This window comes from Blastocatellia bacterium (genome assembly GCA_016713405.1).
GTDB lineage: Bacteria > Acidobacteriota > Blastocatellia > Chloracidobacteriales > JADJPF01 > JADJPF01.
Genome location: JADJPF010000004.1, coordinates 431,260 through 444,468, shown reverse-complemented (window position 1 = coordinate 444,468; position 13,209 = coordinate 431,260). Strand labels below are relative to the sequence as shown.

Annotated in this window: 10 protein-coding genes, 1 tRNA gene and 1 pseudogene; 5 read left to right on the top strand and 7 right to left on the bottom strand. The window is 35.1% G+C overall.

Annotation, left to right across the window (positions count from 1 at the left end; genetic code table 11):
* Positions 1-7 precede the first annotated feature (7 nt).
* From IPK14_08265 to IPK14_08240, 6 genes are all read right to left on the bottom strand, one after another.
* On the bottom strand, positions 8-1,051 hold the full coding sequence (locus tag IPK14_08265; GenBank protein ID MBK7993409.1) for a glycosyltransferase family 2 protein: 1,044 nt from the start codon (positions 1,049-1,051) through the stop codon (positions 8-10).
* A 34-nt stretch (positions 1,052-1,085) separates the two neighbouring features.
* Positions 1,086-1,250 (bottom strand): hypothetical protein, encoded by a 165-nt coding sequence (locus IPK14_08260; protein MBK7993408.1) that lies wholly within the window; start codon positions 1,248-1,250, stop codon positions 1,086-1,088.
* A complete protein-coding gene (locus IPK14_08255; protein ID MBK7993407.1) occupies positions 1,240-2,742 on the bottom strand; it encodes a hypothetical protein in 1,503 nt (500 codons plus the stop codon). The genes IPK14_08260 and IPK14_08255 overlap by 11 nt, the downstream gene beginning before the upstream one ends.
* A 143-nt stretch (positions 2,743-2,885) precedes the next feature.
* Positions 2,886-4,160 (bottom strand): SMC family ATPase, encoded by a 1,275-nt coding sequence (locus IPK14_08250; protein MBK7993406.1) that lies wholly within the window; start codon positions 4,158-4,160, stop codon positions 2,886-2,888.
* Complete coding sequence (locus IPK14_08245) at positions 4,141-5,319, bottom strand: exonuclease SbcCD subunit D (GenBank protein ID MBK7993405.1); 1,179 nt, start codon at positions 5,317-5,319, stop codon at positions 4,141-4,143. Before IPK14_08245 ends, IPK14_08250 begins: the two co-directional genes overlap by 20 nt.
* 6 nt (positions 5,320-5,325) lie before the next feature.
* A complete protein-coding gene (locus IPK14_08240) occupies positions 5,326-6,003 on the bottom strand; it encodes a hypothetical protein (protein ID MBK7993404.1) in 678 nt (225 codons plus the stop codon).
* 260 nt (positions 6,004-6,263) lie between these two features.
* On the opposite strand from IPK14_08240, the gene IPK14_08235 reads away from it, so the two are divergent.
* From IPK14_08235 to IPK14_08225, 3 genes and pseudogenes are all read left to right on the top strand, one after another.
* Entirely contained in the window at positions 6,264-7,463 is a 1,200-nt protein-coding gene (locus IPK14_08235; GenBank protein ID MBK7993403.1) for an aminomethyl transferase family protein, read from the top strand.
* Positions 7,460-9,047: pseudogene (locus tag IPK14_08230) on the top strand (NAD(P)/FAD-dependent oxidoreductase). The gene IPK14_08235 and the pseudogene IPK14_08230 overlap by 4 nt, the downstream one beginning before the upstream one ends.
* Entirely contained in the window at positions 9,047-10,576 is a 1,530-nt protein-coding gene (locus IPK14_08225) for an NAD(P)/FAD-dependent oxidoreductase (GenBank protein ID MBK7993402.1), read from the top strand. The pseudogene IPK14_08230 and the gene IPK14_08225 overlap by 1 nt, the downstream one beginning before the upstream one ends.
* A gap of 258 nt (positions 10,577-10,834) precedes the next feature.
* Here IPK14_08225 and IPK14_08220 read toward each other — a convergent pair.
* Positions 10,835-10,908 (bottom strand) — tRNA-Arg (locus IPK14_08220).
* A gap of 207 nt (positions 10,909-11,115) precedes the next feature.
* Here IPK14_08220 and IPK14_08215 point away from each other — a divergent pair.
* The gene (locus IPK14_08215; GenBank protein MBK7993401.1) at positions 11,116-12,477 is read left to right on the top strand and encodes an insulinase family protein; all 1,362 of its coding nucleotides are present in this window, start codon (positions 11,116-11,118) and stop codon (positions 12,475-12,477) included.
* Positions 12,478-12,483: 6 nt separating this feature from the next.
* A complete protein-coding gene (gene ubiE / locus IPK14_08210; protein MBK7993400.1) occupies positions 12,484-13,200 on the top strand; it encodes a bifunctional demethylmenaquinone methyltransferase/2-methoxy-6-polyprenyl-1,4-benzoquinol methylase UbiE in 717 nt (238 codons plus the stop codon).
* Positions 13,201-13,209: the final 9 nt, after the last annotated feature.

Below are 13,209 nucleotides of genomic sequence, written 5' to 3'. Positions count from 1 at the left end.
TAAATTTTTAAGCTTTAATCAGTTTTGGGGGATCTTCTAGTGTTAATGGGCCGGAGCAAACCGGCTCTTGTGGTGTTGATTGTAGGTCAATTCCTATTGCAGCTAAAATAATTTGAAAACCTAGCATAATTAGTAATGCTGGTAGAACTACTGTTCCTGTTGGAGAAGGAACGTTAGCAAGTGAGTTGATATACCAGTAATAACCCCCATATAATGCACCAATTAATATCATTGGCACACCTAAAATTAAGTAAATACTTTCAATGGAAAAATCATAAATAAATTTTTTTAAGATTATACGTCGGCAAAAGCAAATAAAAAGTTTTCCAGGAAATTCAATTAAAACTTTTTTGATTGATAAATTTGATTTTTCATCACCATAGCGGGCTGGCATAGGAATATCTTTTATTACTGCTCCAACTAAATACATTTGGCTAAGTAGTGAAATTTCAAAGAAATAGGATTGATGAACTTTATCTAAAGGCACAAGTTTTAATACATCCGCTCTAACAGCTAAAAAACCATTTGTTGGATCAAAGCATTTCCAATAACCTGTTGAAGCTTTGACCATAAAACTTAGCCCAATATTTCCTATTCGACGAAGCGCGGGCATTTGACGCAGTGCTTGAAAATCTCTAAATCTATTTCCTTTTGTATAGTCAGCTTTACCTAAGATTAAAGGAATTAACAAATCTGGTAAGAAATCAGGATTCATCTGACCATCGCCATCCATTTTAACTATCAAATGTGGATTTAGCGACAAAGCCTTATTAAAACCAGTTATCATTGCACCGCCAACACCTTTATTTTTTTCATGTTCAACTAGGATTATTCGAGGGTCTTTAGCGGCTAGCTGACGAATTTTTTCAGCACTATTATCTTTAGAAGCGTCATTAACTGTAACTATTTGGCTAACAAAAGCTGGCATTGTGTTTAAGACTGCCTCTATTTGCTTAGCAACGTTATAGCAAGGAATTACTACCACGATCTTAAATTTTTTTAACCATGTGGCTAAAGAATCTTGAACATTTTCCATTGAACTATTATCCAAAATCTTCTCCAAATAATTTTTTAGTATTTTTTAGCTATCGGTTCCAATTATGTTCTATTTCTATGAGTCCATCAAAACTTTTAGAGATATAGTAACGATTGGCAAATTCCCAGCAAACATCCTCTTGGTGAGAAACAACTATTACCCTACCACCTTGTAAAACTTCTTCGCTTAAACGCCGCAATTCACTAACAAGCAAAGATCGGTTTGCCTTCGTCCAATGCTCCAAAACCTTCATCAATAACTAGTGTATCTACTGCACGACCGCCAGAAATTGATTGACCAATAGCTATAGCTAAGCTAATGGCAACACGGAACTTTTCCCCACCACTTAAGTATTCAAAAGCTCTTAATGGTGAACCTGGTTGGCTTAAATCGCGTGCTAATATTTCTAGTTCTGTTCCTTGACTATTTTCCTGTAAGTCTATTTGCCAAACTCCATTGCTTAAACGTCTTAGCGTAGTATTAGCGTGTTGTTTGATTTTTTCTTGTGCCGTTTTAATAATTTTTGCTTGTAACCCACTACGACCAAAGGTTTTAGCTAGTTTGTTGTAGCAAATTGCTTCCTTCTCTGCTGCATCACGTTTTTCTTTTAATTGTTGATAGATTTTTTGTTGATGCTCCATTTCTGCTAATCTGCGTTTGGCTTGATCTAGCTGATTTTCTATAAACAATACTTGATCACTAAAATCATTATATTCTTTTTCTATTTCGCTAACTAAACGCTGATATTTTTCTGGTATTTTTTCAAGCTGTTCTATTAATAATTTTATTGCTCCTGTTAGTTGATGAATACGTGTTTGTGCTGTAAGTAATTCTTGGTATTGTTTTTCAATATCAGCCAGCAACCCCATTTCTTCTTTTAGCTCAATAAAGGCTTGCTCAGTTTTTAAGGCAGCGTGGGAAAGAAAGTTTGTAGGTAGATTGCTAATTTGTTTGTTTATATCTTGCTCAATTTCTTGGCAACGTCTTAAACTTTCTGAGAGTTTATATTCATTAATCGTTAATTGATTATTTAACTTTGTTTGTTCATTTTGAAATTCATTTATTAGAATATTTATTGATGTTAATTCTTTTTCTAATGCTAGCTTATGTGTAGTTAAATCAACATCTTCCTGTTTTAATTTTTCTGCCATTAATAATATTTCTTCACGTTCTGCTAAAGAAATTATAGGCAGTAAACTTAGCTGTTTTTGATAGCTTGACGTTGTAATATCAACTTTTTCTTTTAGCTTTTCTGCTGTCAATAATTTTTCATATTCTACGGCTATTGAAGACATGTTTTCTAAATCTAATAAAATATTATCTGACTTAATATTTTTAAGTTTTTTCTTTAATTCTAAAAGATTTGTTTCTAATAATAATAATTTATTTTCTGTATTAGTTAATTGATTATTAATATTTATTATTTCAAGTTCATAGTTATGAACTAAAGTAAGAAAATTTTTTATTTCTTTTTCAGATAGTTCTAATTTTTCTTTATTTAAGTTTATTTGTTGGTTTAGGTCTGCTTGCTTTTCTAAATCAACACTAAGTTCTTGACTCCATTGTTGATACTTAGAGCTAAGACGCTCTTTTCGGTGTTCATTATTTAAACAACTTCCACAAAGAGGGCATTCATTTTCAAGGTTATTTTGATCAGATAATTTATTTTCTAGTAAATATATTTTTAGAGTTATTTCTTGGAGCAATGAGTTTTGTTTATTAAGTTCTATTTTAAGATTATTGGCTATTTCCTGATGATTTTGCTTATTCGATTCTGCTAAATTATTCTCTGTAGTTAGATTTAATAATTTATTTTTTATATTATTTATTTCTTCTCTACTTTGATTAATTATAGACTCTTTTGTTGTAGTTCTTTATAAACAGGTAGAACTTGCTTTAACTCTTGATAAGCTTCAAATTTAGCTTTAAGTTCTGTTGATCTTTGCAAAATTTCTTGATAAGAGACAAGTTTTTCTTGTTCTTGAGCAATTAACTGCTCAAGATCTGTAATTTGTTTGATTTCTCTTAGTTTGCTAGCTAGAACTTCTTCTTGTTCAACAATTGAATTTAATTTTTCACCAATTTGTTTTAAGTTAGTTTCTAGGGTTTGTTTTGCGGTTTGGCCTTCAGCCAACTTTTCTAAAATGTTAATTAAGTTTTGTTTTAGAGATTTTATAGTTGATTCTGCTGTTAGAAGTTCTTGTTTTTCATTGGCTAAGCGATGATTTAATTGCCAAAAGTTTTCTAGTTGTAAAACGACATACTTTAATTTTTGGTATTTTTCAGCCTTTTCTTGAATTTCTAAGGCTTGAGCGATTATTTCAGTATCTAAAGCTTGTTGTGCTTTTTTTAGCTCAATTTCTTCTAACAAGTTTTTAGCACGTTGACTTTCACTTAGAGCTATTTTTTTCTCGGTTAACTCTTCTCTTGCCTCAAATGTTTGTTCTTCTAACTGAATAATTAATTTATTTTGAGCCTCTATTTCTATGTCTTCAACGCTAGTAGCTTTGTCTAAAGCTTTTTGGTGTTCATCTTTTTGTTTTGCCCAATAATTTTTTTGGCTAGTGGCGGTTTCTCCCAATCGCCGATAAAAATTTAGGTCTAGCAGTTCAATTAAACAATCTTTGCGCTCAGTTGCTTTAGCTTTTAGAAAAGCGTCCGACTCACCTTGACGTAAAACTACAGCAGAAATAAAGGTTTGATAACTCATCCTAAGATTTCTTGTCACCCAATCTTCTACAGCATTGGTAGTTTCTGGCTCGGCTTTCCATTCCTGACCATCCCATTGTCTAACCATTCCCCAAACTTTAGTCCGGGAGTGTCGGCTAATGGTGCGCTGAATTAAATAGCGTTTTCCTGCTAACTCAATTTCTAAATTTACCTCAGCTTTATCACATTTATCATTTATCAGACGCTCAAATTGACTTTTACCTCCCCGATGTTCTTTATAAAGAGCAAAAGTTATGGCATCAAAAATCGCGCTTTTACCTGCTCCATTTGGCCCATAGACTAGCCAAAGTGGGGATTTATGGAAATCTATTGAAACAGGAACAATTTCCCCTAATTCGTTTCTTTGTCCAGAGTGGCTTAAAAAACCTTTTAGCTCAATTTTTTGCAAGAGCATTGTTAACCTCCTGCATAAGTAATTTAGCTCTTTCTTCTAATGCTAATAAATCTGAATCTTCAAAATGTTCTTGATAAAGATAGGTTAAAACTGTGTTGGCATAATCTTCTGGTTGTTTAAGATTAACTTGTTTTACTATTTCTGGCTTGTTGCTTAAGCAATTAACATCAAGGCAGCGCAAAGAAAATTGATCTACAAGCTCTTTTACTCGTCGTTGTATAGCGATTGGTTCATCATCTATTTCACATTCAACAGTTAGACGAAAAAAAGATTCTTTGATGTCTGGGTATAAGTTTGGCAAAGATTCTAGCTCTAGGGCTGGCAAATAAATCTCATAAAAAGGAGTTACGCTTAAAGGAAGTTGAATAACATTTGCTGGCCCTTGATTAGGTATATCAACTAGTAAAACAAACTTTTCATCATCTCTTTCCCCCATATCCATACGCTGCATACTTCCACTATAAAAACAGGGTATTTTATGAGGGATTTGCTGGCATTGATGAATATGACCTAGACCAATATAAGCCAGGTTATTAGCAAAAGGTAAGTTGTTACGATTCATCAAGATACCTTCATCATAATTAACTTCTTTTTCGCTTTTGCTAATAACTCCAGAAACATTTAGGTGAGCAAAAAACACGGCTGGTAAATCAGGGTTTAAACCATTAAAAAGCGAATTAACCAAATTGTCATAAGCTTTACTTAAAACAGCATTTCGATCTTTTGCCCCACTAGCCTTAATTTGATAAGGTTCAAGCAGTTCTGGGATATTTGGATAAGGGACAATAACAAACTGCACATTATTAATAGTAATAACTTCTGCTTTATCAACTATATAAACCTGCTCACGTTGGCGTTCTTCAACACTTAGCAAAGCACGCATCATATAAAAATGTTCTTTATCATCATGGTTTCCAGGAAACATTAGAACTTTAAGACCATCTTTAATAAAGCGGTTTAGCACCTGAGCAAGTCGTTTAGTAGATTCCAACATATTACGACGAACAAAAACATCCCCAGCAACTACTAGTAACTCTACGTTATTTTCTTTGGCTAGCTCACAGATTTTTTCTATTTGGTCAAATAACTCTGTAGCTCGGTCATAGTGGCCCCTTAAAGCCGCGCCCAAATGCCAGTCAGAAGTATGCAGAATTTTCATTGACGCTTAAGATCCTTTATTTACTATAGTTTGTGCAATATTAAGTGTTTGTGAAAATTCTGGTAATCTTTTACCTTGCTCTAAGCGTGTTTTTAAGATTTTAGTTACTTCGTGTTGTGGTGCAGTTGATTCTAGGAGTTTACAAATTTGTGCTACTTTTACCCAATCATTGATCGCACTATAGTAAAGCCCTACAACACCCCAAAAGCTAATTACTTCTGCAATATGATATTTCTTTCTTTTTGGATAAAGTGACACTAAATCAAATTTATTTTCAAATACCTTTTCAAATTCTTCTAGCTTGTCTTCTTTTAATAAATATTGTCCATAATTTAATTTAGCAAATAAATAATCTGGATGTTTTTGGTAATTTTCCAACATTATTTCATCTGTTTTTTCTTCATCACCAATCAACATATAAGCAACATATAAATAGTTGCCTAAGACAGGGACATTTGGATATTTTTCTTTTAACTCAAGGAGTTCAGAGATTACAACCTGTGGATTTTGTTGTATTAAAGCATATAATTCTTGGATTCTTTCTCGATCACTTCTAGGTAAGTTTTTTAGGCTTTCATCCTCAACAGGTTCATAACTTATTTCATATTGATTAACACTTCTTGATTTTAATTTGCTCTTTAGGTCAAGTGAGCCAGCTTTTCTACGGAATTTTTTATTGCTCATATGTAAGTGATACACCATTTCCAGAAAATTTTGTTTAGCTATTTTACACAAAACTTCGTTGATGTATCACCTATTGTTAGAAATTTAATTAGTTTTTCTATAACACCTAAATAGAAGGTAGCATATCTTTAAGATTCTTATTTTGATGACTTGACAACTGGATTTACTATAGTTTATGTCAACTTGACAAGTATTGTCTGGTAAAATAAATTACAAGCCGAAAAATTTTCCACACTCTAAACTTTTCTATAAAAAATAACATGTTGAAAACTTCTCCTTTCCATTCTCGAACTGCACCACTTATGCAGGCTAATCAATGGCGGCGTTGGGCGGGCTACAACGTTGCAAGTTCTTATGAAATGACTCATGACCGTGAATATTTAGCCTTGCGTAACGCTACTGCATTAATTGATGTTTCTCCACTTTGCAAATATAAAATTACAGGCCAGGACGCATTAGCTTTTCTTAATCGTCTAGTAACTCGTGATGTTAGCAAATGTTCAATTGGTGGAATGCTTTGCACTCCTTGGTGTAATTCCCAGGGAAAAATTATTGATGATGGGACAATTGCACATTTAAGTGAAAATACATATCGCTTAACCTCTGCTGAACCTAATTTGCGCTGGTTAGAAGACTCAGCTAGCGGATTGCGAGTACATATTGAAGATGTTTCTGAAGAATTAGGATCGCTGGCATTACAAGGGCCTAAATCCCGCGAATTGCTTATGACGCTTACTGATGCGCCTTTAGGAAGCCTTAAATATTATGGCTATCTCAACACAACTATTGCAGATGTGCCAGTTATGATTTCCCGAACAGGTTACACAGGCGATCTTGGCTATGAAATTTGGGTGAGTGCCGATAAAAGCAGCACTGAGCGTGTTTGGGACGCAATAACTACAGCAGGAAAATCTTTTGCACTCCAACCAGCAGGAATTTGGGCGTTAGATGTTGCACGTATTGAAGCAGGCTTGATTATGCTTGATGTTGATTACACACCAGCTAATAAGGCTATGGCAGATTTGCAAACCTCTACACCGCTTGAATTAGGATTAAACTGGGCAATAAGCTGGAATAAAGGAAATTTTATTGGACGTAAAGCTTTGCTAGCTGAAAAACAGCAAGGCTCATCAATTTCGTTAGTAGGTTTAGAGTTAGACCACGCCGAGTTTGAGCGTCAACACCATCAACTTGGTTTACCTGTTCCCTACCCATTTACGGCTTGGCGTTCGGTTATACCACTTTATGTTAATGGTGAGCAGGTTGGTTATACAACTAGTGGCACTTGGTCGCCAACGCTAAAAAAATACATTATTTTAGGACATGTAAAACCACAACATGCGGTTTTAGGTTCTGTTGTCACTATAGATTTAGAAGTAGACCGTTATCGCCGACCATTTAACGCTAAAGTCTCCAAACTTCCATTTTTTAACCCAGCACGAAAGAAAGACACCTTATGAACAATCATCACTATGATGTTATCGTGATTGGCGGCGGACACAATGGACTAGTCAACGCTGCATATCTCGCCAAAGCAGGCAAACGGGTTTTAGTTCTTGAACGCCGCCACGTAGTTGGCGGAGCAACTATTACAGAAGAAATTTATCCGGGGTTTAAGTATTTAATAGGCTCATACCTAATTAGTCTACTTCGTCCTGAAGTAATACAAGAACTTGAACTAATGAAACACGGTCTAGAAATTATGCCGCTAGAAAGCACCTTTGTTCCCTTGCTAGACGGTAATTATTTAGCTGATTGGCCTGACCATGATGCTACAAAACATGAAATAGCACGACATTCTAAACGTGATGCTGAGGCTTATGATGAATACTCTAGGACTATGCGACGACTAGCTTTAGCTCTTCGTCCGCTGCTTGATATGATTCCTCCTGATCCAAGCTCTGTAACACCCAATGATTTAGCTACAATGGCAAAAGTAGCTAATGTGTTTGATCAGCTAAGAAAAGACGATTTTTATTTGCTAGCGCGACTTATGACAATGAGCGCGGGCGACTTTTTAGATGAATGGTTTGAATGTACCCCGCTTAAAGGAACTAAAGCGACTAGCGGAATTATTGGGACGTTTATGGGGCCTCGTACACCGGGGACAGGCTATGTCTTGTTACATCACTATTTAGGTGATATTGACGGCGTTTTCCGTGCTTGGGGTTTAGCTCGTGGCGGAACAGGTGCTTTAAGCCAAGCAATTGCTAGTGCTGCACGTCAAGCAGGCGCAGAAATCTTGGTTAATTCACCAGTAGCAATATGTAATTGTTAAAGATTCTGTGGCTGTAGGTGTCGCGCTAGAAAATGGCGATGAATACTTTGCAGACATTATAGTTTCAAATGCTGATGCTAAACGCACTTTCTTAAAATTAGTTGAGCCTCAACATTTGCCATCTGAATTTTTGCATGATGTAAAGCGTTTTCGTATCACCAGCCCAGCTTGCAAAGTAAATTTAGCTTTAGATGGTTTACCAGAATTTACTTCGCTTCCAAAAGGCAAAGAAGCTTTGCTGCGAGGTTCAATTGAAATAGCTCCTAGCATAGATTACTTAGAACGTGCTTATGATGATGCTAAATATGGTGGTTGGTCACGTAAGCCTTTTATGGACGCACTAATTCCTTCAATGCTTGATCCAGCAATGGCACCTCCGGGTAAACATATAATGTCTTTATTTGTTGAATATGCTTCTTCTGATTTAGAAGGCGGTTGGAATGAAGAAAAGAAAGCCGAGTTTCTAGATGTCGTGATTGATACTTTAGCCGAATACGCGCCAAATCTAAAAAACATTATTTTACATAAGCACATTATGACCCCTTGGGACTTAGAAAATACTTTTGGCTTAACTTCAGGTCATATATTTCATGGTGAATTTGCGCTGCAACAACTTTTCTTTTTGCGTCCTTCGCCGCAGTGGTCAAACTATAGAACCCCTGTCAGCAATTTATATATGTGTGGCAGCAGTACGCACCCAGGCGGATGTATAACCGGCGCACCCGGACGTAATGCAGCTATGGCTATTTTGGAGGACTGCAAATAATGAACACCTATGACGTGATTTTACTTGGTTCTTCACCTAACGCGCTAACTGCGGCTACTTATCTTGCTAAAGCAGGAAAACAAGTTTTAGTTCTTGAGCCAACATCAAATTTTGGTGGCGTAGTAGCTACAACTTCTTTTGCAGAAGGCTTTCAAGCTGATTTAAGCTTAATGAGTGGAAGACTTGACGCGCAAATAGTCCAAGAGTTGCAACTTTCTGACTATGGTTTAGAAGTTATTGAACGTAGCTCAATAACAAGCCTACTACCTGACCAATCTAGCTTTACATTGTTTGGACATAAATCAGCCGCAGCAAGTGTAATTCAAAAGTTTAATGTTAATGATGGGTTAAGTTATTTAGAATTTACACAGTTACTTGATTTAGCTACAGATTTGCTAAAAGCGGCTTACAGGTCTGCACCGCCTCAAGCACACCATCCATCGGCTAGCGAGGCTGAACAACTAGCAAATCTAGTAAGTCAATTACGCGGTTATGGTCGTCGTGAAATGACCGAAGTTATTCGATTGCTGGTAATGTCGGCTAGAGATCTGTTAGATGAATGGTTTGAAAACCCTCAATTAAAAGGCTTGTTAGCTAGTCTTAGCGTCAGAGGTCTAACACAAGGGCCTTTTGCTAGCGGGACGACATTTAATCTACTCCATCATTTAACAATTGGTGATGGTTATTTCGGTGCTACTGCAAAAGGTGGCATTGGAGCAATTAGCCAAGCTCTAGCCAAAGCAGCACAAAACTATAAAGCTGAACTACGGCTTAACACTAGGGTTTCATCCATAGTAATAAATGATGGTGTTGCAACTGGAGTCAAGCTAGAAAGCGGCGAAGTGATAAACGCTTCTGCCGTTATTTCTGACTTTGATGCTCGTTACACTTTTACTAAACTTATCTCCCCTGTTGAGTTTGAGCCAGAATTTAACCGTGAAGTGCAACATATTCGCTATAAAGGCTCTGTTGCACGAGTAAATTTAGCTTTAAGTGAACTACCTGACTTTATAGGTATAAATGAGGAAGCATTAAAAGGGACTTTAGTTGTTGCTCCAAGCGTTGCATACCTTGAAAAAGCTTTTGATTGTGCTAAATATGGTAAATTGTCAGATCACCCTTTTATGGAAATCTGCATCCCTAGTTTATCCGACTCAACGCTTGCACCAACAGAAAAGCATGTAATGTCAATTTGGCTACAATATGTTACTTATCACGGTAAAATTAGCCAAGAGCAAGTAAAAGAGCTAGTTTTAGAGCAGTTAAGTCTATTTGCACCAAACTTGCGATCACTTGTTTTACACTCACAAGTTTTAACTACGCAAGATTTTGAGGAAAGCTTTAATTTAAGCGAAGGCCATCTTTATGGTGGAGATATGACGCTAGCACAAGCGTTTTTCTTACGTCCTTTGGCTGGTTTTGCTAAATATAATAGCCCTATTCAACAACTTTATCTTTGTGGGTCGGCTACTCATCCTGGTGGAGCAGTTAGCGGTTTAGCAGGACGAAACCTAGTAAATACTTTATGAAAAAGAGCAGCTTACCAAAAAGCTGCTCTCTAAAGCTTAAAGCTCTATACCTGTAAGGTTTAATTACAAAGAGTTATTCCTTATATCTATTTCTATCAACCACATTAAAATATTTTTTGGTTTGTCTACTTTGATTTTCTCAAGGTTTTTGAAACTTTACTAAATACAAGTAAAAATTAGGCTTAAAGGGTATTAGAGGTTAAAAATTAATGTTGAATATTGGGTATAAAAATAATTGGTTATTTAGAAGATATTTAGCGCACCCGAAGGGACTCGAACCCCTAACCCCTAGATCCGAAGTCTAGTGCTCTATCCAATTGAGCTACGGGTGCAAATGTTGATTTTGAGTCGCCAAATAATAACCCATAGAGAAAATTTTTTCAAACCTCCAATGCTAAAGCTAAACTAGAAACCAAAATTTAATTAACCTTTGTAAATTTTTCTGATTGTTGGGCAATAGTTGACTACAATGGGCATAGACAGCTAAACTTTTCTTACATTTTATTTATCTAAAAAGTTAGAATGTTTGGAGGACAGCTTTGAGAAAACTTTTTCTATTTGTTTATCTCTTAACTATTCTTTTGTTTCCTTTATCAATCTCTGCTCAACAAAGTAATATTTCAATAATACCTACGCGCGATAAACTACTCAATGATTTACCTATAGTTATTTTACCTCGTCCTAGTAGTGGAGGTGTAGTTTTGCATGTAGTTATAAAAAGTGGAGCAACGTTTGATTTAGTTAATAAAGCAGGTTTAGCCGATCTTACATCACAAATGATTGTTCGAGGTACAGAAGATTTTAAGACATTAGAACAATTACAAGAAGAACTTGAATTTATTGGAGTTAGATTAGAAATAAATACTTATTGGGACTCTACAGAAATTCGTATACTTGGTAGTAGTAGCAAATTAGAATCAATGATTAAACTGCTTAATCAAATTCTCACTAAACCAACCTTTCCTAAAGATGAAGTAGAAAAATTAAAAGCAGAACGCTTAAAAGAACTAGAAAATAACCCTTCCATTAGTTTAGAAGAAACATTTTATCATGGCCTTTATGGTAAACATCCTTATGGACATAATATTATTGGTACTAAAGAAAGTATTAATAACATAAATCGTGGAGATATTTTAGAGTTTTTTAATCGTTTTTATTTAGCTAATAATTCTGTTTTGATTGTAACTGGAGAAGTTAGTTTAGAACGTCTTTTAGCAGAGTTAAGAAAAGGTTTAGGAGGTTGGAAAAAAGGAAACCCTCCTCCTTACACATTTACTCCTCCAACAAATCAAACAGGCTTAAACATTCACTTAAAAGAAAAAGCTAATTCAACTCCAGAAATTATATTAGGCTATTTTTCTACTAAGCGAACTGACCCAGATTATTTAGTAACACAATTATTGATTAATATTCTTAATCAGCGTTTAGCAAAAAATTCTAGTTGGAAAGCAACCGCTAATTTAGCTGCTCGTAAGCTAACAGGAACTTTTTTAGTTTCGGCTCAAGCCAATAGCAATAATTCAACAGAAATCATTAGTAGCCTTATTGAAGAGATCAAAAAGTTAAATGTTCTTGATACAACAGAAATACAAGTAGCTAAAGAGAAATTACAAGCAGAGTTTTATGCTAACACTAATACCAATACTGAAATAGCAGCTAAATGGGCAGAGCTAGAAAATTATAATATTGGTTCTAATTATGTAAAAGACTTACCATTAATACTATCACGTATTTCTAATGAAAAATTGCAACAAGTGGCTAATCAATACCTTACAACAGATAACTTATTAATTACTGTTACAGGAAAAGTTAGCGAACTTGAACCTAGCTTAAAAAAGTTAGGTAAAGTAGAAATTATTGGTCAAGCACTAAGCAATAATGAGACTAGCGAAAAAAAGTAAATTTTTATGTCTAAAGATATAACTTCAATGCAGGGGGATGAAAAGGCTAAACAAGTCCGGTCGTTATTTAATAACATTGCCCCTCATTATGATTTACTTAATCATTTATGCTCAATAAATATTGATAAACGTTGGCGAAGATTTACAGTTGAAAAGCTAGCTGATGTTTTAGCCCAACCTAATGCTAATGCTTTAGATGTTTGTTGTGGGACAGCAGATTTATCAATCGAGCTAGCAAAAAAAGTTTCTACCGTTGGAGTAGACTTTTCACACCCAATGTTAGTAATTGGTAATCAAAAAATCAAAAACTACCCTATTATTTTATTAGAAGGTGATGCTATGAAATTGCCTTTTACAGATAATAGTTTTAATGCTCTTACCTGTGCATTTGGGTTACGCAATCTATCTGATACATTTTTAGGTTTATCAGAATTTTATCGCTTGTTAAAGCCAGGAGGACGAGTAGCAATTTTAGAGCTTTCTCATCCAGTTGTACCTATATTTAGAGAAGTTTTTTTATTTTATTTTAATCGTCTTCTACCATTAATAGGCGGTTTAATTTCAGGTTCCTTAACAGCTTACAGTTATCTACCTGCCTCTGTAGCAAAGTTTCCTGACCAAAAACGTCTAGCTAAAATGATGGAAGACGTAGGTTATAAAAACGTCCATTATTTTAATCTCACAGGTGGCACAGCAGCTTTACATCTAGGTGATAAGACTTAATCTTAGCAA